24 protein-coding genes and 1 riboswitch are annotated in these 23189 nt (G+C 36.2%); of the genes, 13 read left to right on the top strand and 11 right to left on the bottom strand.

All coding sequences use genetic code 11. The annotated features are described in order from the left end of the window. Positions 1 to 310: 310 nt before the first annotated feature. The 3 genes from ACQKM9_RS19200 to ACQKM9_RS19190 all read left to right on the top strand — a co-directional run bounded on the left by ACQKM9_RS19200 (position 311) and on the right by ACQKM9_RS19190 (position 4311). Positions 311 to 499 (top strand): SE1561 family protein, encoded by a 189-nt coding sequence (locus tag ACQKM9_RS19200; RefSeq protein ID WP_038178566.1) that lies wholly within the window; start codon positions 311 to 313, stop codon positions 497 to 499. 127 nt (positions 500 to 626) lie between these two features. Beyond that, positions 627 to 2162: a fumarate hydratase gene (locus ACQKM9_RS19195; protein ID WP_427735977.1), complete on the top strand. Its 1536-nt coding sequence runs from the start codon at positions 627 to 629 to the stop codon at positions 2160 to 2162. A gap of 244 nt (positions 2163 to 2406) precedes the next feature. After that, on the top strand, positions 2407 to 4311 hold the full coding sequence (locus tag ACQKM9_RS19190; RefSeq protein WP_427735976.1) for a heavy metal translocating P-type ATPase: 1905 nt from the start codon (positions 2407 to 2409) through the stop codon (positions 4309 to 4311). Positions 4312 to 4324: 13 nt separating this feature from the next. Here ACQKM9_RS19190 and ACQKM9_RS19185 read toward each other — a convergent pair whose 3' ends face one another. Together ACQKM9_RS19185 and ACQKM9_RS19180 are read right to left on the bottom strand one after the other, a co-directional pair. Continuing rightward, positions 4325 to 5218 (bottom strand): YihY/virulence factor BrkB family protein, encoded by an 894-nt coding sequence (locus ACQKM9_RS19185; protein ID WP_427736004.1) that lies wholly within the window; start codon positions 5216 to 5218, stop codon positions 4325 to 4327. Positions 5219 to 5298: 80 nt separating this feature from the next. Further along, positions 5299 to 5649: a YtxH domain-containing protein gene (locus tag ACQKM9_RS19180; protein ID WP_427735975.1), complete on the bottom strand. Its 351-nt coding sequence runs from the start codon at positions 5647 to 5649 to the stop codon at positions 5299 to 5301. 220 nt (positions 5650 to 5869) lie between these two features. Here ACQKM9_RS19180 and ACQKM9_RS19175 point away from each other — a divergent pair, with 220 nt between their 5' ends. Both ACQKM9_RS19175 and ACQKM9_RS19170 read left to right on the top strand, forming a co-directional pair. Beyond that, a complete protein-coding gene (locus ACQKM9_RS19175) occupies positions 5870 to 7252 on the top strand; it encodes an alanine/glycine:cation symporter family protein (RefSeq protein WP_427735974.1) in 1383 nt (460 codons plus the stop codon). A gap of 71 nt (positions 7253 to 7323) precedes the next feature. Next, complete coding sequence (locus ACQKM9_RS19170) at positions 7324 to 7548, top strand: DUF1128 domain-containing protein (RefSeq protein WP_038178574.1); 225 nt, start codon at positions 7324 to 7326, stop codon at positions 7546 to 7548. Positions 7549 to 7603: 55 nt separating this feature from the next. Here the strand turns inward: ACQKM9_RS19170 and ACQKM9_RS19165 are convergent, their stop codons facing one another. From ACQKM9_RS19165 to motA, 4 genes are all read right to left on the bottom strand, one after another. Continuing rightward, entirely contained in the window at positions 7604 to 8512 is a 909-nt protein-coding gene (locus tag ACQKM9_RS19165) for a pseudouridine-5'-phosphate glycosidase (RefSeq protein WP_427735973.1), read from the bottom strand. Positions 8513 to 8515: 3 nt separating this feature from the next. After that, positions 8516 to 9607: a carbohydrate kinase gene (locus tag ACQKM9_RS19160; RefSeq protein ID WP_427735972.1), complete on the bottom strand. Its 1092-nt coding sequence runs from the start codon at positions 9605 to 9607 to the stop codon at positions 8516 to 8518. Between the two features lie 100 nt (positions 9608 to 9707). Next, on the bottom strand, positions 9708 to 10493 hold the full coding sequence (gene motB, locus ACQKM9_RS19155; protein WP_427735971.1) for a flagellar motor protein MotB: 786 nt from the start codon (positions 10491 to 10493) through the stop codon (positions 9708 to 9710). Next, on the bottom strand, positions 10477 to 11280 hold the full coding sequence (motA, locus tag ACQKM9_RS19150; protein WP_427735970.1) for a flagellar motor stator protein MotA: 804 nt from the start codon (positions 11278 to 11280) through the stop codon (positions 10477 to 10479). The genes motB and motA overlap by 17 nt, the downstream gene beginning before the upstream one ends. Before the next feature lie 190 nt (positions 11281 to 11470). On the opposite strand from motA, the gene ACQKM9_RS19145 reads away from it, so the two are divergent. The 4 genes from ACQKM9_RS19145 (at position 11471) to ACQKM9_RS19130 (ending at position 14911) form a co-directional block, all read left to right on the top strand. Next, entirely contained in the window at positions 11471 to 12703 is a 1233-nt protein-coding gene (locus ACQKM9_RS19145) for an aminopeptidase (protein ID WP_427735969.1), read from the top strand. Between the two features lie 192 nt (positions 12704 to 12895). Further along, positions 12896 to 13030, top strand: a complete 135-nt coding sequence (locus tag ACQKM9_RS19140; protein ID WP_427735968.1) for a hypothetical protein — start codon at positions 12896 to 12898, stop codon at positions 13028 to 13030. A 240-nt stretch (positions 13031 to 13270) separates the two neighbouring features. Continuing rightward, positions 13271 to 14278 (top strand): rod-share determining protein MreBH, encoded by a 1008-nt coding sequence (gene mreBH, locus ACQKM9_RS19135; protein ID WP_427735967.1) that lies wholly within the window; start codon positions 13271 to 13273, stop codon positions 14276 to 14278. Between the two features lie 72 nt (positions 14279 to 14350). Continuing rightward, positions 14351 to 14911: a beta-class carbonic anhydrase gene (locus ACQKM9_RS19130; protein ID WP_427735966.1), complete on the top strand. Its 561-nt coding sequence runs from the start codon at positions 14351 to 14353 to the stop codon at positions 14909 to 14911. A 162-nt stretch (positions 14912 to 15073) separates the two neighbouring features. Here the strand turns inward: ACQKM9_RS19130 and ACQKM9_RS19125 are convergent, their stop codons facing one another. The 3 genes from ACQKM9_RS19125 to ACQKM9_RS19115 all read right to left on the bottom strand — a co-directional run bounded on the left by ACQKM9_RS19125 (position 15074) and on the right by ACQKM9_RS19115 (position 18229). After that, positions 15074 to 15619, bottom strand: a complete 546-nt coding sequence (locus ACQKM9_RS19125; RefSeq protein WP_427735965.1) for a GNAT family N-acetyltransferase — start codon at positions 15617 to 15619, stop codon at positions 15074 to 15076. 6 nt (positions 15620 to 15625) lie between these two features. Beyond that, positions 15626 to 17416: a M3 family oligoendopeptidase gene (locus ACQKM9_RS19120; protein WP_427735964.1), complete on the bottom strand. Its 1791-nt coding sequence runs from the start codon at positions 17414 to 17416 to the stop codon at positions 15626 to 15628. 63 nt (positions 17417 to 17479) lie between these two features. Continuing rightward, a complete protein-coding gene (locus ACQKM9_RS19115) occupies positions 17480 to 18229 on the bottom strand; it encodes a polyphosphate kinase 2 family protein (RefSeq protein WP_427736003.1) in 750 nt (249 codons plus the stop codon). A gap of 242 nt (positions 18230 to 18471) precedes the next feature. Between ACQKM9_RS19115 and ACQKM9_RS19110 the strand changes: the two genes are divergently transcribed. Beyond that, a complete protein-coding gene (locus ACQKM9_RS19110; RefSeq protein WP_427735963.1) occupies positions 18472 to 19200 on the top strand; it encodes a tryptophan-rich sensory protein in 729 nt (242 codons plus the stop codon). A 58-nt stretch (positions 19201 to 19258) separates the two neighbouring features. On the opposite strand, the gene map is transcribed toward ACQKM9_RS19110, so the two are convergent. Then, positions 19259 to 20011, bottom strand: coding sequence for a type I methionyl aminopeptidase (map, locus tag ACQKM9_RS19105; RefSeq protein WP_427735962.1), 753 nt, complete (start codon positions 20009 to 20011; stop codon positions 19259 to 19261). A gap of 206 nt (positions 20012 to 20217) precedes the next feature. Next, positions 20218 to 20778 (bottom strand): energy-coupled thiamine transporter ThiT, encoded by a 561-nt coding sequence (thiT, locus tag ACQKM9_RS19100; RefSeq protein WP_427735961.1) that lies wholly within the window; start codon positions 20776 to 20778, stop codon positions 20218 to 20220. A gap of 133 nt (positions 20779 to 20911) precedes the next feature. Further along, positions 20912 to 21017, bottom strand: a riboswitch (TPP riboswitch). Between the two features lie 147 nt (positions 21018 to 21164). On the opposite strand from thiT, the gene ACQKM9_RS19095 reads away from it, so the two are divergent. From ACQKM9_RS19095 to ACQKM9_RS19085, 3 genes are all read left to right on the top strand, one after another. Then, positions 21165 to 22235 (top strand): M20 family metallopeptidase, encoded by a 1071-nt coding sequence (locus ACQKM9_RS19095; RefSeq protein ID WP_427735960.1) that lies wholly within the window; start codon positions 21165 to 21167, stop codon positions 22233 to 22235. Positions 22236 to 22304: 69 nt separating this feature from the next. Then, positions 22305 to 22619, top strand: coding sequence for a DUF4870 domain-containing protein (locus ACQKM9_RS19090; protein ID WP_427735959.1), 315 nt, complete (start codon positions 22305 to 22307; stop codon positions 22617 to 22619). Positions 22620 to 22677: 58 nt separating this feature from the next. Further along, entirely contained in the window at positions 22678 to 22806 is a 129-nt protein-coding gene (locus tag ACQKM9_RS19085) for a hypothetical protein (protein ID WP_427735958.1), read from the top strand. Positions 22807 to 23189 lie beyond the last annotated feature (383 nt).

Here is a 23189-nt window from a genome sequence, read left to right as displayed (position 1 = left end):
ATTGATAACATGTGTACTGAGCCCTCTAACAATGACTAATATTCATTTTAATTTGCAGTTGCCTTTAAATCCTTAGCGGTAGTTCGCCGTTAACTGCTATCTCCCTCCTTCTACTACAGGATTTTCAATTTTCTTTTCCAATTATTCTCCTTTCCTATTCTTATATTCACTTTACCACAATACTTAAATAATGTAAATTTTCTAAATACAAATAAAATTAAAACATTTAAAAAGTCCTAGTATTTCCTTAATTCAATTGAAAAAACTATACAAATCAGCTACTATTGGGTAGAAGAAATGAGGTGTAATGATGGGTAAATCAATTACAGATAAAGATCAACAAGTGACCTACCTAAAAGAACGTCTTCAAATCTTTTTAGAAGTGCTAGACGCAATTGACCCTGAAACTACTGAATTAGAAGATATCGATCGCCTTATTCAGATGATGGACGATTTAGAAGAAAAAATGGATCAATTCAATGACAGACCTGAAAACTAATTAATGAAAATGAATAATTTTTATCAGTTTAAAAAAGAGCGTGAATTCATGCTCTTTTTTTCATATTTTGAAAAGGGTATAATAAGTATGGAATTAAAACATTTCCTTATTTGAGGGGGCAATTTACATGAATTTAGAAAAGCTTGAACAAAGCATATATGATTTAGTAACTGAAACATCTACAAACTTACCAAAAGATGTACGCCGCGCAATAAAAAAAGCCAAAGATGCTGAAAATGCTGGTACTCGCGCTGCTATGAGTTTAGATACAATCGCTACGAACATTCATATGGCTGACGATAATATTTCACCTATCTGTCAAGATACTGGACTTCCAACATTCAAAATAAAAACTCCTGTTAGTGTAAACCAAATTGAAATCAAAAAGGTAATCAAAAAAGCAATCGCTCGTGCTACTGCTGATGCTAAGCTTCGTCCAAACTCAGTAGACTCATTAACTGGTGCAAACAGTGGTGATAACTTAGGTGAAGGCCTTCCTGTTATGAAATTTGAACAATGGGAAAATGACTTCATCGAAATTAAGTTAATCTTAAAAGGTGGCGGCTGTGAAAACAAAAATATTCAATATAGTTTACCTACTGAATTAGAAGGACTTGGCCGTGCTGGTCGTGACTTAGATGGTATCCGTAAATGTGTTCTTCACTCTGTATACCAAGCACAAGGACAAGGCTGCTCTGCTGGATTCATCGGTGTTGGGATTGGTGGAGACCGCTCATCTGGATATGATTTAGCAAAAGAACAATTATTCCGTCATGTTGATGATACAAATCCAAATCCTGATTTAGCTAAATTAGAAGATTACATACTTGAAAAAGCTAATACATTAGGTATCGGTACAATGGGCTTCGGTGGTGAAGCAACATTACTTGGCTGTAAAGTTGGCGTTATGAACCGTATCCCAGCATCATTCTATGTATCTGTAGCTTATAACTGCTGGGCTTACCGTCGCATGGCAATCGATGTTGATGCTACTACTGGTGAAATCAAAAACTGGCATTACCAAGACGGCGAGAAAATCTCGTTCAAAGACGAACCACAAACAGAAGAACCAAAATCGGAGAAAAAAGTTGTTGAATTAACAGCACCAATCTCTGAAGAACAAATTCGTTCATTAAATGTTGGTGATGTAGTTAAAATCACTGGTCGTATGTATACTGGCCGTGACGCTATCCACCACCACTTAATGAGTCATGACGCTCCGGTCGATTTAAACGGACAAATCGTATATCACTGTGGTCCAGTAATGGCAAAAGACGAAAATGAGAATTGGACAGTAAAAGCTGCTGGTCCAACAACTTCTATCCGTGAAGAACCTTACCAAGGTGATATTATGAAAAAATTTGGTATCCGCGCAGTTATGGGTAAAGGCGGTATGGGACCAAAAACACTTGCTGCTTTAGCTGAACACGGTGGCGTTTACTTAAATGCAATCGGTGGCGCTGCACAATATTATGCGGACTGTATTAAATCAGTCGATGGTGTAGACTTAATGGAGTTTGGTATTCCTGAAGCAATGTGGCACTTATCAGTTGAAGGTTTCACAGCTGTCGTAACAATGGACTCTCACGGTAACTCATTACACGCAGACGTTCAAAAATCATCTCTAGATAAATTAGCAATTCATGCTGAACGCGTATTCTAATAGAATCTTTACAGAACTCTTGGAGACTATTTATAGTTTTCGAGAGTTTTTTTATTTTCTACATGCACATTTTCTCTTAAACTAACATTTATTAAACAATGCACTTCCCCAACCACTCACTCTATGTTATAATGATTCTAAATTAAAAATGATTGTAAAAATTACTGGCAACCCCTTGTGGTAAGCCAGTTTTATTCGTTAATAAAGATTTTGATATTGATATTCATTATCAGGAGGTATAACAATGGAAACTATAAAACAACAAAACCACTCACTAATTGAGAATATGAAAGAACACGCTGAACTCATTGCAGCTCTCTCTTCAGGTGTTTTCATTTTAATTGCTTGGTTACTTGGAAAAAATGATATGAACACTTTATCTATACTTGTTTATATCCTTGCATTTATTATTGGTGGCTTCGCAAAAGCAAAAGAAGGTGTTGAAGAAACAATTGCTAATAAGGAACTAAATGTGGAATTCCTTATGATTTTAGCAGCAGTCGGTTCAGCAATTATTGGTTATTGGACTGAGGGCGCAATTTTAATCTTTATCTTTGCTGTAAGTGGCGCCCTTGAAACATACGCAATGAATAAAAGTCACAAAGAAATTTCAGCACTTATGAATTTACAACCTGAAGAAGCGTGGCTAGTAAATGAACAAGGTGAACTAACTCGCGTCTCTGTTTCTACTTTAAAAAAAGGTGATCGCCTTTTTATTAAACCAGGTGAACGAGTTCCAGCGGATGGAGTGATTTTTGAAGGTACTACCGCAATTGATGAGGCTGCGATTAGCGGCGAAGCAATACCTGTTACTAAGCTTGAAGGTGACGAAGTATTTGCAGGTACTGTCAATATGAGTGGTGCCGTGACTATGGAAATGACGAAACCAAACTCCGAATCTCTATTCCAGAAAATCATTGACCTTGTACAATCTGCTCAAGATGAGAAGTCACCTTCTCAGCAATTTATTGAACGATTTGAAGGTACTTATGTAAAATTTGTATTAATCGCCGTTTTGCTAATGATGTTCATCCCCCACTTCTTACTTGGTTGGGATTGGACAACTACATTTTATCGCGCAATGGTATTACTAGTTGTTGCGTCACCTTGCGCTCTTGTGGCATCTATAATGCCAGCTACACTATCGGCCATTTCTAATGGGGCAAAAAGCGGTATTCTATTTAAAGGTGGCGTTCACTTAGAAAATTTAAGTGTATTAAATGCCATCGCATTTGATAAAACAGGGACACTTACACGAGGGAAACCAATCGTCACTGAGTTTATAGTTCGTGAAGGTATTGATCAGCAACAAATGCTCTCTATAGTCGCTGGTATTGAATCACAATCAAATCACCCTCTTGCTCAATCGATTACGGCTTATGCGAAACGACAAGGACTAAAATCCTTCGATAAAGCTCAAATTGAAGACGTTCCTGGTTGGGGTATGAAAGCAGTTGTAGATAACATTGCTTATAAAGTAGGGAAAGCTGATTTCGTAGGTCGTGAAGACGCAATGCTTTTTGCTAATGGGATTGCTCTTACATTAGCTGATGAAGGTAAAACGGTTATTTTCGTTCGTGATGAAAAAGGAATTGTTGCCATCGCTGCAATGAAAGATACGGTTCGTGAAGAAGCAAAACACGCAATTGCTCTTCTAAAAGAGCTAGGTATTCACACAATTATGTTGACTGGGGATAATGAGAATACCGCTAAAGTAATCGCAAAAGAAGCAGGTGTTGATGCTTATATTGCAGAGTGCTTGCCAGAAACAAAAGTACAACATATGAAAGATTTAATGGCTAAGTACAAACATGTCGGAATGGTTGGTGACGGTATTAACGATGCCCCTGCACTTGCAACAGCTACTACAGGTATTGCTATGGGAGAAGGAACAGACGTTGCATTAGAGACAGCAGATGTTGTATTAATGAAAAATGACCTTTCTAAAATTGCTTATGCAATTAAACTGTCGCGTAAAATGCAAAAAACCGTTAAGCAAAATATTGCATTTTCTATTTCTGTCATTGCTTTGCTTATTATCTCAAACTTCCTACAAGCAGTAGATTTACCTTTAGGTGTTATCGGACATGAAGGTAGTACAATTCTAGTGATTTTAAACGGTTTGAGACTGTTAAATAAAAACATATAAAAAAAGAGAGTGACTATATAAGGTCACTCTTTTTTCGTACTTCCAATATTTCTAGTCTTTTCTGCATAATGGCATTAATTTGTCCACTGGCCATTAAAATCATGCCTGTGAAATATAACCATAACATTAATATGATAATTCCACCGATACTACCATACGTTGCAGAGTAATTTGCAAAATTACTAACATAGTAAGAAAACCCATAAGATAACACTATCCATGCAACCGTCGCAGCAGCAGAACCGAGTAAGACACTGCGTAAATACAATTTTTTATTAGGTACAATCCAATACATTGTAGTTAATACTGTGAAAATCAATAGCGGTGGTATGATTGAACGAATACTATTCCAAACCATCAAGAAATCTACCTCTAACCCAAAGTAAGAGAATAGTATAACACCAATTTGCCTACCAAAGACTGATAGTAGCAATGCCACAATAATCAATCCTACTAATAAAAAAGTGAAAATAACAGACACAAATCTCGCTATGATATACGGCCTTGTTTCGTTTTTATCATATGAACGGTTTAACGATTTGATCAACGCATCTACACCTTTAGAAGCTGACCAAATCGTACCGATAATACCTATCGACAATAATCCACCGTTCCTATTTTCTAAAATTTCACTAATTGTCCCAATTATTAATGAGTACACTTGATCAGGTAAAATAGCATTCAAAAATAAATAAATTTGATCTGGATCAATATTTAAAAACGGCAGTAATGTCACTAAGAAAATGAGTAATGGAAAAAAAGATAATAGGAAGAAATATGCCAACTGCGCACTAAAGCCCGAAATATCATCATTTTTTATCCGCTGTATAAACTCCATCAAAAAGCCTTTTGATGTCGTTATATCATTAACCTTTTCATCCTTATCCTTTTTCTCTATTTGCATCATCTTCACCTTATCAAATACAGATGAAGACTTTGAATCATGACGATTGTTTCTACTCAATGATCTCTCCCCCTTTGTTCAGATCAAAGATGAATTATGTTAGGATCTTCCTCTTTTTCTTTTGGAGATACAAACGCATTTTTAGTATCCTGTATTAGATTTTTCACTTGTGGTGTATATGTTCGAATCTCATCAACTTTTTCCATTAAATAATCCTTTTCTGTTGAAAATGAATCATATAAAGTTTGATACTTTTCCACTTTGTTTTGTACTTTCCCAACAAATTCTTCACGATTTTTTGCATAGTACTTAACATCATTTGAAATGCTTTTAGCTTTCTTACATGTGCTCTCACGAGTACTACGATCCAACATACTGATTGCTGCTCCAGCAATTGCACCAATTGTAATCCCTACAAATAACTTATTCGACATTATAATTTCCTCCTTGCATGTAATCCCTTTAAAATAGTATGCCCTTCTACTTTAACAATAAAACTAAAGTGATGGCTATACAATGTAATCTCTTTTAAAAATATTTCTTGACTTATAGACAGAATATTAAGAATAATAGTATATAATGGGGAATTCAATAGAAATAGGAGGAATATTTTACAAAAAAAAAAAAAAACGGTGGGTAAGGGGGAATTATTAAATGGATAAGCTAAATGAGATTTTAGGTTCGATATCAGGCGTATTATGGGGTATTCCATTAATTGTCTTAATCGTCGGTTCAGGGATTTACCTCACTATTCGAGTGGGTGTATTACAACTTAGACTATTACCAACAGCTCTTAGACTTGTATTCTCTAAAAAACACGCTACAGATGTAGAAGGTGATATTTCACAATTCCAGGCTTTGACAACGGCACTTGCTGCTACTGTTGGTACCGGAAATATCGTTGGGGTTGCAACAGCAGTTATTCTCGGTGGACCTGGTGCTATATTTTGGATGTGGTTCTCTGCATTCTTTGGTATGGCAACTAAGTATAGCGAGGCTATTTTAGCAGTTCGCTTCCGCGTAAAAGATTCGAAGGGACAAATGGCTGGTGGACCGATGTACTATCTTGAGCATGGTCTTAAACAAAAATGGTTAGCTGTATTGTTCGCATTATTCGGTGTGTTAGCTTCATTTGGTATCGGTAACGGTACACAATCCAACTCAGTTGCTGGAGTTGTAAATTCTACTTTTAAAATTGATCCATGGATTACTGGTATTATTTTAACTATTTTTGTAGGCCTTGTTATTTTAGGTGGAATTCAATCTATCGGGAAAGTAACAGCTGTTTTTGTTCCTGTTATGGCTATTTTCTATTTAGCTTCCGGTTTAATTATTATTATTATGAATATTACTGCTGTACCTGAAGCATTTATGACAATTATTAAAATGGCATTCTCTGGAGAAGCTGCTGCAGGTGGGGCAATTGGTGCCGCAATTCGCTACGGTGTTGCTCGTGGAGTATTCTCCAATGAGGCGGGTCTAGGTTCTGCTCCAATCGCTGCTGCTGCTGCGAAAACAGATTTACCTGGACGACAAGCACTTATTTCAATGACACAAGTTTTCTTTGATACATTCTTAATCTGCTCAATTACTGGCTTAACAATCGTTATGTCCGGTGTTTATACAAATCCAAAATTAGAAGCAAATGCACTAACAACTCAAGCATTTGGTCACTTCTTAGGTAGTTGGGGACCAATTGTTGTGGCAATCGGGTTAATTTTCTTTGCTTCTTCAACTATTTTAGGATGGGCATATTATGGTGAGAAATGCTTCCAGTACTTATTTAAAAATCCGTTTGCTCTTTTAGTTTATCGTATTATTTTCGTAGCTTTCGTATTTATCGGTGCAACTATTCCACTTAATATCGTTTGGACATTCTCTGATGTTGCAAATGGCTTAATGGCCATTCCAAACTTAATCGGTCTTATTGGCCTATCAGGGATAGTTGTTTTTGAAACAAAACGTATTAAAGAAAAGCTAAAAGAAGAGAAAAAAGAAAAATTAAATAACAAAGCTGAGCAATCTGCAAAAGCTTAATCAATTTGTAATTGACATTCCATACATTGCATGAAATGATACTATGTATGTAACGAAAGGTAGGGAATCCTATGAATTTAACTGAACCCTCTACTGAGAATGTCATCTATATGATTGATATGATCAAAGATAAACTTCGTATGGTTAATGCCGACGCAATGAAACCAGAGCATTTTGATACCGAGCAATACGAGGACCTTGTCTATCTTTATGAAATGGTTATGAAACGTGATGCATTTAGCCCAAGTGAAATGCAAGCAATCGTAAGTGAGTTAGGCTCACTTCGAAAATCATAAAAAAGCTAGGAACAGCCATAATGTAATGGCTATGTTCCTAGCTTTTTTCATCTAATTATTTATTTAAAGCTACAGCAATCTTAGAACCTACTACAGCATTATGTTTTACTAATGCGATATTAGCTACTAAGCTCTTACCTTCTGTTAATTCTTTTACTTTACCTAATAAGAATGGCGTTACTTTTTTACCACTAATACCATTTTCTTTAGCTTCTTGCAATGCTGTTTCAATGATGTTAGTGATGAATTCATGGTCCATTGCATCTGCTTCTGGAATTGGATTAGCAATTACTGCTCCACCCTTAAGTCCAAGATCCCATTTTGCACGTAAAGTTTCTGCTACTGTTCCAGGATTATCTGCACGGAAGTTTACAGCGAAATCACTTTCACGTGTGTAGAATGCCGGTACTAAGTCTGTTTCATAACCGATTACTGGAACACCTTTTGTTTCAAGGTACTCTAAAGTCAATCCGATATCTAGAATAGATTTTGCACCCGCACATACTACCGCTACATTTGTTTGTGAAAGTTCTTCTAAGTCAGCTGAAATATCCATTGTTGTTTCAGCACCACGGTGAACACCACCGATACCACCTGTTACGAACATTTCAATGCCAGCTAATTCTGCACAAATCATTGTTGCAGCTACTGTTGTAGCACCTTTTTGTTTTGTTGCTAATAAATAAGCAAGGTCACGACGAGATGTTTTTGCAACGTCTGATGAATTACCTAGTACTTCTAATTCTTCATCAGAAAGACCGATTTTGATTTTACCGTCTAAAATTGCAATTGTTGCTGGTACTGCACCGTTATCGCGGATGATTTGTTCTACTTCACGTGCTGTAACAACGTTTTGTGGGTATGGCATACCATGTGAAATGATGGTAGATTCTAATGCTACGATTGGTAGTCCTTTCTCTTGTGCAGCTTTTACTTCTTCTGAGAATGATAAGTATTGTTTCATGAATTATTCCTCCAGCTCATTTTTTAGTTTATTTGCAGATAACTCTGGTCTTACTGTAAATGCACTTTGTAAAGTTTTTGCTGCATTCATCAAACCATTCTGAATATTTTCAGCGAAGGGTTCTTGTAGAATCCAGCTATGTAGCAATGCTCCAACAAAAGCATCTCCTGCACCAGTTACATCTTCAACATGATCAATTTGAATTGCAGCATAGTTCTTCACATCGAGATCTTTAGACGCTGCATAGACACCTCTACTACCTGCTGTTATAACAACATTTTCTGCGCCTTTTTCCAATAAATCTTGTACTGCTTTCTTCCAGTCTTCCTCTGAAGTGATCGTACTGTCCAAATACGTTTCCGCTTCATCGCGATTACAGATAAACCATGTTACGCCATTTAAATCTTTTGGCATACGATCCATCTTAGGTGACGATACTGGAATTAATACAAAAGGTATTTGTCTCACCAATGCAAGTTCTTTGATACTCTCAATTGTTTCTTTAGGGCAATTCAAATCCATAACAATACATGCTGCATTTGACATCGTTGCCTCGTGCTTCATCAGCAACTCTGGCACTAATAGATCATATACATCCATATTCGCTACAGCTAAAAGCATTTCTCCTTGCTCATCTAAAACTGCCGTATAAGAACCCGTTGAAGCGTTTTGGAATTGTTCTACGTTAGAAACATTCATATAGCTTGCTGAAGCTTCCTTAATAGCATTCCAATCTGAATCCTTACCTGCACCTGTTAAAAGTGATACATGGTGTCCCAGGCGTCCTAAATTTTCGGCGATATTTCGAGTTACGCCACCGATACTTTGAGTAACGGCAGCAGGATTAGAAGTTCCTAATTGAGCTTTACCTTTAATATGAAACTTACGGTCCATATTAGCTCCACCGATACAAATCACTTCATTTTCTTCCGGCAATATATACGCCCTCCCGACAATCTTACCTTGACGTGTTAATCCTGAGATTATATTCGCTAAAGCGGGTCTAGACATCTTTAACTCTTCAGCCATTTCTTGTTGGGACAAAAATGGGTTTTGGCGAATAAGCTTTAGGATCATCAACTCTTTTTCATTCATGTCATCACCCTCATTACATTTGTTTAAATTATAAACTTTTGTTTTAAGAATGTCAAAAAAAAAAAAAAAAAACGATATGTAAAATACATATCGTTTTTTCTTATTCTGATTTTGCTGATGTTTCTTTTTCGTTTGTATTTGTACCATCCTTTTTCACTAAAGGTTGAATAAGTACTTCTACGCGTCTATTCTTCGCACGATCTTCATCCGTCTTATTAGATGCAACAGGTTCATTTTCTCCATATCCTTTTGCGCTAAAGAATGCTGGATCAAGTTTTGCATTTGCATCTACAATTGATTTCAAAAAATTCACTGCTCGCATAACACTTAGCTCCCAGTTCGAAGCAAATTCTGCATTATTCATAGGTACATCATCTGTATATCCTGTAATGATGACATGACGTGCTGGATCGAATACAAGTAACTTGGATAGTTCTTTCGCAATGTTCTGATACTCATCTTTTACAATAGCTTTACCTGGATCAAAGAGAATACTATCACGAATTGTAACCAGTAATCCTTCATCTGTTAGCTTTGTTGCGAATTGCTTTTCAAGCTCATTCACAGCAATAAATTCATCAACATTCCCTTTTATCTGAGATAAGGCTTCTTGATCTTCTAAATATGCTGAGTCGCTATCTTTTTCGGAGCTTTCTGGTTTTTGTGGTTCAACTGGTGATGGTTGTTCAAACACGCCCTCACCTGAATCGAAGATAGAACTAAAAACTGAAGAAAGCTGTTGCATTTTTTGTACATCGACGGTACTAGAAGCAAATAACACGATAAAGAGAGCTAATAATAATGTTAGGATATCGGCATATGGAATTAGCCAAGATTCATCGGTATGTTCTTCATGCTTTTTTCTTCTTTTAGATCTCTTTGCCAAGGCCACTCGCCCCGCTTTCGTCCATTATTTGAGAGCGATCTTCTTTCGTTAAATAAGATGCCAATTTCTGTTCGATTACGCGAGGAGCTTCACCTTCTAGAACCGATAAGATACCTTCAATCATCATTGTTTTTTGACGAACTTCTTGGCTAGATTTACGTTTTAACTTATTTGCAAATGGATGCCATAATACATAACCTGTGAAGATACCTAGAAGTGTCGCTACGAACGCTGCTGAAATAGCATGTCCCAATTTATCAATATCGTTTAAATCACTTAGTGCCGCGATAAGTCCAATTACTGCACCAAGTACCCCTAAAGTTGGGGCATATGTACCTGCTTGTGAGAAAATCAAAGCTCCACTTGCGTGGCGATCTTCCATCGCTTCCACTTCTTCGTTTAAGACGTCGCGGATATAATCTGCATTTTGACCATCAATAGCCAAAGTCAATCCATTTTTCAAAAACGGATCATCAATTTCGGATACTTTGCTTTCAAGTGCAAGTAGCCCTTCACGACGAGCTAAATCTGCCCATTGTGAAAACATTTTAATAATCTCTACATCACTTACTAACTTTTGCTCCTTGAAGATATGGCCAAACAGCTTAGGTATACGTTTTAGTTCATTCTTAGGAAATGCAATCGTAATTGCTGCGATCGTACCGAAGATGATAATAAGTATCGCTGCTGGGTTCAGTAATGCATCAGGAGTAACACCTTTAAAATACATTCCTGCTAATAGCGAAATAACAGCTATTATTAAACCAATAATCGATGATAAATCCATTTTAGTACCCCCAAAATCGTCATTCTTTTTTTTATTTCGGTTTATATTTCATTATTTTAATAATCTATTGCAAACAATAGAAGATATTTGCCGAAATTTCGTGAAAAGGACAAAATATGGTCCCCGACTTTTTCTTTTATAATCTTTCAAAAATTGTTACAATTAACTCAAATTAAGGAGGAATGTCGTCATGATTTCATTCAATGAGAAATTAGATCGTTATGCTGAACTTGCTGTTAAAATAGGTGTCAATATCCAACCAAATCAATTTCTTTATATCAGCACTTCTACTGATAATGTAGAGTTAGTCCGTTTAATTACTAAAAAGGCTTATGAGGCTGGTGCTAAACAAGTATTTGTTGATTTCGCGGATGATCAAATTAATCGTTTACGTTATGAGTTAGCTCCAGCAGACTCTTTTGACTTTTACCCACATTGGAAAACTGAAGAACGCAATTGGTTAGCAGAACAAGGCGCTGCTTTCATAAGCATTGTTTCCCAAAGTCCAGATTTACTAGCAGGGATTGAATCTAGCCGTATCTCTGCATTCCAAAAGGCTACAGGTAAAGCCTTGAGTAAATATAGAGAATATGCACAATCTGATAAAATCAGTTGGAATGTTATTGCAGCATCTTCTAAAGATTGGGCTGCCAAAGTTTTCCCTGAACTACCTCAAGATCAACAAGTTGAGCAACTCTGGGACGCTATTTTCAAAGCTGTAAGAGTTGATGTAGCAGATCCAATCCAAGCCTGGAAAACACTTGATGAATCACTGCACGACAAAGTATCCTATTTAAACGAAAAAAAATACCATAAATTACATTACCGTGCGCCTGGAACAGACCTTACAATAGAGCTTCCTAAAAATCATTTATGGTGTGGTGGCGGAAGTATCAATGTGAACGGTAAAGAGTTTATGGCTAATATGCCTACAGAAGAAGTATTCACTGCACCTTTTAAAACTGGTGTTAACGGTTATGTTTCTAGTACTAAACCATTAAGCTATGGTGGCAATATTATAGATCAATTTAAAATTACCTTTGAAAACGGTCGAATAGTGGACGTATTTGCTGAGCAAGGTGAGGAAGTACTAAAACAACTTGTAGCTACTGACGAAGGATCGCATTATTTAGGTGAAGTTGCTTTAGTTCCGCACAACTCCCCTATTTCACAATCGGGTCTATTATTCTATAACACTCTTTTCGATGAAAATGCTTCCAACCATCTAGCTATTGGTAGTGCTTACGCTTTCAACATAGAAGGTGGTAAAACCATGTCTCGTGAAGAGATTGCCGAGAACGGCTTAAACCAAAGTCTAACACATGTAGATTTTATGATTGGTTCTGACAAAATGGATATAGACGGTATTACGGAAGATAACAATGTAGATCCAATATTCCGCCAAGGAAGCTGGGCATTTTAATATTCCAGCAAGTATTCTATGAATAATAATGTAACTATTATTTTGCACTCTAAATCCTAATGAAGTGTACATCTTACGTACATATAAGGCATTGGTAAAATGGTAATCCATAAATTACACTTATCTTGTAACATAAAATCATGTATACTGATAGATAATGAATTTTTAATAATGGTAGAGAGGAGTTTTATCATGGGTACATTTATAGTAACAGTATTAGGATTTTCAGCACTTATCCTAATCACTTGTGGGATCCTTATTCACTATTTACTAGTAGGATTAGATACTTCAACTGCAACTCTTGTTGATCCAAAACCAAAAAACTAACTTTTAATCCAAAACAGTTACTTATAAGTAACTGTTTTTTTATATTTTCCTCACAATTTTGTAACAAACTTGTGACATAATAAACCTAACTCCCCCTATTTTTCCCAGAAATTGATTATTATAAAATACTAATTTCTTATTTTCTCTCACTACGATTTACAACTTCCAAAATGTAACATAGGGGTTTTATCGTTTTTCCTCTATACTTATGAGGCAATGTTATAAGGGAGGAACTATACAATGTTTTCGACAACTGCAATTGGAATCGATCTTGGCACAGCCAATACGTTAGTATATACAAAAAACAAAGGAATTTTATTAAATGAACCATCAGTTATTTCAGTAAATACAACTACAAATGAAGTCATCGCAATTGGAACTGAAGCGAAGAATATGATTGGTAAAACGCCCGCGAATATTCAAGCAATCCGTCCCCTTCGTGATGGTGTCATTGCCGACTTTGATATGACTACCGAGATGATTAAAGTCATTATGCAAAAGGTCGGAAAAATTATAGGTGGCTCAATCCGTAAACCGAGTGTAATTGTTTGCACTCCCTCTGGAGCTACTTCAGTTGAGCGCTTAGCTATAAAAGATGCTGTGAAACAATGTGGTGCTAAAGAGGTCTTTTTAATCGAGGAACCGGTTGCTGCTGCAATTGGTGCTGATCTTCCTGTGAGTGAACCTATCGCAAGTGTTATCGTTGATATCGGTGGTGGAACAACAGAGGTTGGAATAATTTCATTTGGTGGCGTTGTTACTTCAAACACTATGAAACTAGGTGGCGACCGAATGAATGAAGAAATCATTCATTTTGCACGTAAGGAATACAGCGTGCTAATCGGTGAACATACTGCTGAGAATATAAAGAAAGAAATTGGTTATGCTTTAATCCAACATGACAAAGAGTTCATGGAAGTGCGAGGTAGAGATATCGTTACTGGTTTACCAAAAACGATCACATTAAATTCAGAGGAAATTCAAAATTGTCTTAAAGAATCTCTTCTTTCAATCTTAGAAGTTATCCGTAGAACATTAGAAAGCTGTCCACCAGAGTTATCTGGAGATATTGTAGACCGTGGTGTTGTATTAACAGGTGGCGGTTCACTTTTAAAAGGTATGCCTGAATGGCTTTCAGGTGAACTACTTGTTCCTGTTATTCTAGCTCCATCACCATTAGAATCTGTTGCAATTGGTACTGGACGCTCTTTAGATACAATGAACCTTTTACAAAAATTGAATTCATAAATTGCTGAAAACTTATTTTCTTTTCTGAATAGTTATTCTAAAATAAGTATGTAAGGAAAGGGGAACGATTTAATGTCCATTATAAATGAGATTCTTACATTCAATGAAACCTTTGTAGAAGAAAAGCAATATGAGCCTTTTATTACCAGTAAATTCCCAGATAAGCGTTTTGTTATTTTAACATGTATGGATACTCGCCTAGTGGAACTATTACCAAAAGCGATGAATTTACGTAATGGCGATGTCAAAATCGTTAAAAGTGCGGGTGCAACATTAAATCATCCATTTGGTGGTATTATGCGTAGTCTACTTGTTGCAATTTATGAGTTACAAGCAGATGAGATTTTTGTCATCGGGCACTACGATTGTGGTATGAGTGCAGTTAACCCTGATAACATGTTAGCTAAAATGGTTGATCGTGGTATTTCTCAAAATACGATTGATCTTCTAAATTACTCTGGTGCAAACTTACATGAATGGTTAAGAGGCTTTAATGATGTAACCGAAAACGTTCGAAATAGTGTTGAAATGATTCGAAGTCATCCACTAGTTCTCGATTCTATTCCAGTTCATGGTTTAGTAATTGACCCAAACACAGGTCGTCTTGATGTCGTTGAAGTTGGTTCAAAATAATTAAAATGACAAAAAGCGAGTGTCACTTTTCAAGTGACACTCGCTTCTTCTTTTTCAAACAGAAATCGACGCATTTCCCAGGAAATGATTCGCTAATTATTTCATTCCGTAAAGCATTCCTCTAACAGTACTTTTCCATCTCCGCCAGATGGCCTTGCCCTTTCAAAAATCATCATCTATATATGAATACATATAATGATCTTCCCAGTTTCCATTAATGTACAATAACTTTCTTAATAATCCTTCACGTTGGAATCCTGTTTTCTCTAAAACGCGAACAGAGCCAATGTTTTTAGGAGATACATAAGCTTCTACTCGATGTAATGACAATTCTTCAAAACCGAATTTAACTACTAGCTCTAGTGCCTCAGATGCAATTCCTTGGCCAACATAACGCTTATCTACTGAATAACCGACAAAAGCACTTGCAAATGGTAATCTCTTGATAGAATAAATCGATATATGTCCTACAAGATCCGACGTTCCCATTGCAAATATTGCGAAACTATACTCACGGTTGAGTCTCATACGCTGAATAGACTCAATAATTTTCTTTCTTTGAGTGTGTTCTGTATAAAACTCATCCTCATGTAATGGCTCATAAATCGACCAATAGCGCTTATTACGCTTTACTAGATTTGTGAATGCCGAAACATCGGCTTCATCTAATGTTCGTAAATAGCAGCGATTTCCTTCAAGAAACACCATGTCAGATCACCCTTTTTGAGTGGTTAATTCTAAAAACTGTTCAACATCCTGTTCACATATACGGATTCCCTTTTCCCAGAATGCCTTTTCTGTAATATCCTCACCTAAATGTTTCATCGCTAAATCTTCTACAGACATAACAGCTGTATCTTGTAATAAAGCGATATATTTTTCTTCAAAGCTACTACCTTCTTCTTTTGCTTTAGCATAAATACTTAATGAGAACAAATAGCCAAATGTATATGGGAAATTATAAAACGGCACTCTTGTCATATAAAAGTGTAATTTTGAAGCCCAGAAATGAGGATGAGCAACATTCAGCGCACCTGCATAAGCTTCCTTCTGTGCCTCCTCCATTAATTCATTCAAGCGATGAGCTGGTACTATCCCTGACTCACGTTCTTCATAAAAACGTGTTTCAAATAAGAATCGAGCATGAATATTCATGAAGAATGCTACACTGCGCTGAATTTTATCCTCAAGTAATGCTATTTTTTCATCTTCAGATTTTGCTTCTTGAACAGCTGCATCTGCAACAATCATTTCAGCAAATGTAGACGCTGTTTCTGCCACACCCATTGCATAGCCAGTATTCAAAGTATGAATTGGGCGTAATGCATACGAATGGAATGCATGACCTAGTTCATGAGCTAATGTTGCAACATTAGACATAGTACCGCTATAAGTCATAAAAATACGTGATTCCTTCGTTAATGGTAATCCGGTACAAAATCCACCCGGACGTTTATTTGGGCGGTTTTCAGCTTCAACCCATCCGTTTTCAATTGCATTTGCAGCAAACGCTTCTAGCTTCTTGCCAAATCTTCCAAAATTGTTGATAACAAATTCTGCACCTTCTTGATATGAAATCGTCTCAGTTGATGCCGTGATTGGAGCATCTAAGTTGAACCAATCCATTGTGCTTGTATTTAATAGCTCTGCTTTACGCTTTAAATATTGTGAGAAAGGTGCTTTATGGTCTGTAATTGCACTCCACATTGCATCGATCGTTTCAGGCTGCATTCGGTTAGTTTGAAGTGGCTCTTGTAGTACCGAATCCCAACCTCTTTTTTTATATGTAGCTAACCTGAACCCTGCTATATGATTCAACGTTTTTGCAAAGAATTCCTCTTTTTCAGCCCATGTTTTTTCAAGCGCTTCATAAGCCTCTTGACGCACTGTAGCATCTGGATGTGAACTTAAGTTATTCGCTTGACCTACAGACAGTACTTTTTCCTCACCATCAATTGTAAAAGGAATTTTAATATCGCTAATCAATAGATCATACATTTCTCCCCAAGCATTATAACCATCTACCTTTAATGCGGAAATAATATTCTCTTCCTGCTCAGAAAGTTTTAATTTAGTTTCATCTCGCCATTCATTTAAAGTGAAATTAAATTGTGATAACTCTTCAGTAGCAAGTAGATCTGTCCATTTTTCTTCTTCAATGCCACTTAGTACTTGTTGAAATTGCAATTTAATTGGAGCAAAATTCGCAGCTAATGATGAAATTTCACTACGTAGTAAGGATGCTTTTTTATCAATCATATCTTGTGCTTGTAAACACGATACAAACGAATTGGATTGCCCCATATTAATATATACTTCTGTCATTAATTCTAGAACATTTAAAATGGATTTTGCATCTTCTGCTACAATACTTGAAACTGCATTTTGTAGTTCTTCTAATTCAACTTGGATTCTGTCTAATTGGATTCTTAATTCTTCTGAATTGCTACCTCCTGCAAATACGCTCTCTAAATCCCATACTTCTGGAAATTTTTCATTTGTCATATTCAAGCCTCCATTACCAAATTATCTTACATATTCAGTATAATACTTCTGGACTCGAAATAGTTAGACTTCTTCGCTAATAGTTTCAGAAGGATCAGTAATTTGTAATCCTCTCAGTTCACATTCTCTTGTAACATGTGCAATGACTTCTTTTAGCACTTGAATTCGTTCGTACTTTTTATCTTCACCCGATATTAAAATCCATGGTGCATGAGGTTTATCTGTCTTCTTGAACATATCATTTGCTGCTTCAACATAAAGTGGCCACTTGTCACGATTTCGCCAATCTTCATCTGTTAATTTCCATTTTTTATAAGGATCTTCTTGTCGTTCTTTAAATCGATTTAATTGTTCTTCTTTTGACACTTGAATCCAGAATTTTGCTACGATATAGTTATCATCTGTAAGTAGTTTTTCAAATTGGTTAATTTCTTCGTAGGCACGTTGCCAATCTTCTTGTTTAGCAAAGCCTTCAATACGTTCTACTAGTACTCGTCCATACCATGAACGATCGAAAATGCCGATTTGCCCTTTGTAAGGTAAGCGCGTCCAAAAGCGATGTAGATAGTTGTATTTCAGTTCGAAGGGTTGCGGTGCAGCAATTGGGTGTACAATATACCCACGAGGATCCAGTCGTTGTGTTAAGCGTTTAATGGCTCCACCTTTACCAGCTGCGTCCATTCCTTCAAATGCTAACACAAGCCCAATATTATGATTGAACAAGAACTGTTGAATATTTAATAGTTCAAATTGTAATTTTTTTAGTTCCTTTTTGTAGGAAAGTTTATCGTTTAGATGTTTATCTAATTTCATATCTTCAATGCGTTTACTCACTTTAAACACTCCTTTTACTTTTATACTATTATTTTACAGCAAATTCTTCCGAAATGATATTTGTTGTTCTAACTAATCGAATGTATACTTTATACATATGATTTAAAATTGGTATAGATTTTTTGTATATTAACGCAATGGATAACGAGATACTTTTCTACTTCAGAGTGCAACAAAGTTCAGATTTTCATACTATTTTCAACATGAAGGAGGAGATTTTATTGGGGAGATTAATTATTATTACCATCGCTTATATTGCAATGGTATCCGTGAACTTAGCTGCTAATATTCTTCCACTAAATGGTCAAACTACTGGCGAAATCTCCGACAGTTATACGGTTCTTTTCACTCCAGCACGATATGTTTTTAGTATTTGGGGCTTTATATACATAATTTTAGCTTACTGGATTTATAAACATTGGTTCAATTATCAGAATAAGAACTCAATTTCTATTCAACAAACACTGTTATTTACAACCAGTTCCCTGCTTAATATTTTGTGGATTTTCCTGTGGCATTATCTTTACTTCCAACTTACTGTTGTCGTAATGATACTATTGTTAGCTTGTTTAGCACTTCTATATTTCTCATTTAGTAATGATGAACAAACATGGTCAAAGCGCATACCCATTTCCATTTACTTTGCTTGGATTTGCGTAGCAACAATAACAAATATCGCTTTCGTTTTAACGCATAATCATTGGAATGGCTTAGGTTTAAGTAATCCTTTGTGGGCTGTTATTATGCTTACCCTAGGTACCGCTATTGCACTTCATATCCGTTTCCACCATTATGATATTTATTTTCCTATCGTCTTCATTTGGGCTTATATAGGGGTTGCGGTAAAAAATGGCTTTGAGGAATTACTAGTAACGACCGCAGCACTTTTTTTAAGTGGTGTCTTATTGGCAGGAATCTTATTTATAAAAAAACAAAAGCCATCTAAATAATTGTAGAAAACAAAAAGACCTCCCTTGACGAAAATTCAAGGGAGGCTTTTTCATTATTTTAATCTAATTTAGTTGTAATAATAGGTTCACCATCTGTTACGATGATTGTATGTTCATATTGTGCAACTAGTGATTTGTCAGGCGTTATAAATGTCCAACCATCACCTGATTCAACGATATGTTCTGCTTTTTGAGAGATGAACGGTTCAACCGCTAAAACCATACCTTCTTTTAAAATTGTGCGATCCCATGCATCAAAATAATTTAATACATGTTGTGGTTCTTCATGAAGTGAACGGCCAATACCATGACCTGTTAAGTTCATAATAACCGCTAGACCGTTTGCTTTTGCTTCACGTTCAACTGCTTTACCAATTTGGTTTAAACGAGCACCTGATTTTACTTTTGTCATCGCACGATCAAATGCACTTTCTGCAACTTGACAAAGTTTATCGATTTCTGGGTAAGATCCACCACCTACAACAAATGACACGCCAGTATCTGCAAAATAGCCTTCAACATGACCTGAAACGTCGATATTAATAAGGTCTCCCTCTTTTAACATAAGGTTCCCTGGAATGCCGTGTGCAACCTGTTCGTTCACACTTATACATGTGTAACCAGGAAAATCATATTCACTTTTAGGTCCTGAAACGGCTCCATTTTCTTCAAATAAACGGCCACCAATTTCATCTAATTCTTTAGTTGTAATACCTGGTTTTGTTGCTGCCTTCATTGCTTCACGGATTTGGGCCATCACACGTCCGGCTTTTTTCAATCCCGCAATTTCTTCTTGAGTTATAGCTATCATTTTATACGGTCCCTTCTTCTCATATGTCTACTCTCTACTATAACACTTTTTTTGCAAAATGAAGAACATGAAAATCGAGTATCTTGCTATTTCAAATGTCTATATATTTAGAATATTTTTGTTTGATTCTAATATTAGATATATGACATTGCGTCCCTGAAAGTACTAAAAGAGGATTCCAACTATAAGGAATCCTCTTTTTTGAATCAATTTTTTTGTTGTAATAAACGAGGTGCTGATGTAAATAAAAGTACAGCTACAACAGCTGTTAGTATAGTAGCTGGCAACATATAAGTACCATTATAAATTATAGAATACAAATATACATTTTGATCACCTGCATATTCGCTAAAGAAGACAATTCCTGCTGTAGTATGAGCAATGTATCTCAATAAACCACCAAGTGTTGTACCTAGCACAATATACAAAGTCATTGCTTTTTTGTTTAATTGCTTACTCGCTGCATACACTAGATGTCTCACCACACCAGCAAATCCGACCACAGTAAATGCTAAAAAGTAATCGATAAAACCTTGGACAGGTGTAAAAATTGAAGCTCCCATCGCTACTTGCAATAAACCAATTAATAATCCGGTAATTAACCCACCTGAGACACCCCATCGGAATGCCATTAATACAATAGGTACCATAACGAGGCTAATAGAACCACCTTGAGCCCATAGCTTAAATGACAGCTGATCCAAAATTAAGCCGATTGCAGCAAAAATCGCAATCTCGATTAAAAACAACAATTTCTTTTTGTTCAAAATAAATATCCTCCCGTAGTTCTGATGTAGAACACACAAGACCTCAACGTACCCCATTGTAAATGGGCTCTAGATAGTAAAACTTTAGGCAACAAAAAAACGACATCAGGACAGGTCCTGACATCGGTTATATGTCGGTTTCTATCCACATTCCTACGCAAGTATTAACTTACAGGTTCAAAGGGTTAGAACTTTGGGTTCACTCTCAGCCGACCATTTCGGCTCCCCTTGTGGTAAATACATCATTTAATTGTAATTATAGAACACCCCTATTGTACTTAAACAATTCTTTTATTTCAATAGATTCTTCTTAAATGTTTGAGAGATTTTTTTCAAACATGTATATAATTAACAAAATGGCATTTAATGAGAGGGGTTACAACTAAGTGATTGATTTACTTAAAAAGTTAATTACATATAAAAGTGATACACCTACTGGCGCAAATGAAGCTTTACAATTTTGTGCTAATTGGCTCGGGCAACAGGGTGTAGATGTTAACCTACATCAAAATAATGGACTTGATATTTTAACAGCTGAAATTGGGCAAGGCGCAGATTGTCTTATCTGGAACGGCCATGTCGATGTCGTCCCAGCAGCAATTGAACAATTTACACCCTTTGTAGATGGTGACCTTTTATACGGGCGTGGAGCTGCTGATATGAAAGCCGGAGTCGCGGCGATGATGTTCAGCTTTGTAGAGCTATCCAAATCAGCTGACAAGCTGCCTAGACGCCTTCAACTACATCTGGTGACAGACGAAGAAACTGGTGGTGAAAATACATCAGGATGGCTTACCCGTAATGGATATAATGGTCAATTTGTTATTTGTGGTGAACCTACACAATTGCAAATTGGTTTACAAGCAAAAGGCATTCTTCAATTCGAAATTCAATTCAAGGGTAAAGCATCACATGGTAGTCGTCCTTGGGAGGGGCTAAATGCTGTTTTACAAGCCATGCATTTCCACTCAAAACTGTTAGAATCACCAATAACAAATGCTCGTAATGCATTTTATGATTCTCCATCGATTAATTTGGCTACAATACAAGCAGGTGAACGTTTTAATGTCGTCCCAGATCAGTGCAATGTACGTTATGATATCCGATACGTTCCAGGACAATCAGCAGAAGTTATTCTACATGACATTCAGAAAATCCTCGATGACGAAAAGATCCAAGCTGAAATCATTATTCACAGTAAAGCTCCTGCTGTTACAACAAATGCTGATGATCCATTTGTTTTATCATTATCAAAAACAATTGTTGCAGTTTGCAACAAGCAGGCCATGCTATTTGGACAACATGGATCTGCTGATACTCGATTTTATGCTGCCGATGGCGTAGGAGCCATTGAATTCGGCCCAACTGGAGCAGATTGGCATGGTCCCGCTGAATATGTCAGCATTTCATCTGTATACCATTTTGCAAATATAATAAAAGAACATGCATTGAGTTGAATCTTTTTGGGCGTTCTAGCGTAAATAATAATATGAATGGAGGTGCTTGGGCTGGATAACAATCGAGTATTGTCGGCATTGTGTTACTTCAGTATATTTTTTGCAGGATTTATTTTGCCTGTGATTGTTTATTTTGTCAGTACTGATTCGAATGTAAAAAACCATGCAAAACGAGCATTCATATCACACCTTTTACTCATTATCCCATCCATTATCGGTTTCATTATTTTCTTTATCGTATTTGGATTTTATGGCAGTGGTTCTGATAATTTTATAAGTACAGGACCTATTTTAATTATCTCGTTCATCATTTTAGAAATTCTACTATCTGTAGCAGTGATCATTTGGAATATCATCCAAGGGGTTCGTGTAATACGCGTTTAAGATGAAGCATCAATGGGAATTAATTATTATTAGCTTATAAGAAATGGAGTGCTCCTAAATGAAGGTAAGAAACGTAGTAAAAACTGCTATTAAATTAGCACCAATTATTTATCCAATCGTTATTAAAGTTATTGATTCACGTAAAGCAAAATCAAAACAAGCGCCCACAACAAGATATAAACCATAATATTAATTGCTCTTATGCGGATAATTCCATGCATAGGGGTTTTTTTATGGAATTGTGATTGGTGCTTTAACTCTAGGCTTTGTTGCGTTAAACTGGCTGATTGTTGTACTTACTGAGTTGTTTGTTGCACTAACCCCTTCGTTTGTTGCACTAACTCCTTCGTTTGTTGCGCTAACTCAACTGTTTGTTATTTAGCAGAATATTCACGTCCTTTCCATTCCAAATTCAAGATAAACATCACCCACTTTATATTCTTCTTTAACAATAAAAAAACTGGTACGCCCATCAATGAACTGACCCAAGAAAGTTAGACATATTTATTTAAGCAGCTTCTAAGACCTGAGTTCGGTATTCCACCGGGCTTAGGTCTTTTAATTTTTCCT

The sequence above is a fragment of the Viridibacillus sp. NPDC093762 genome (assembly GCF_050279675.1).
Classification (GTDB): Bacteria; Bacillota; Bacilli; order Bacillales_A; family Planococcaceae; genus Viridibacillus.
This window is presented reverse-complemented; position numbering and strand designations above follow the sequence as displayed.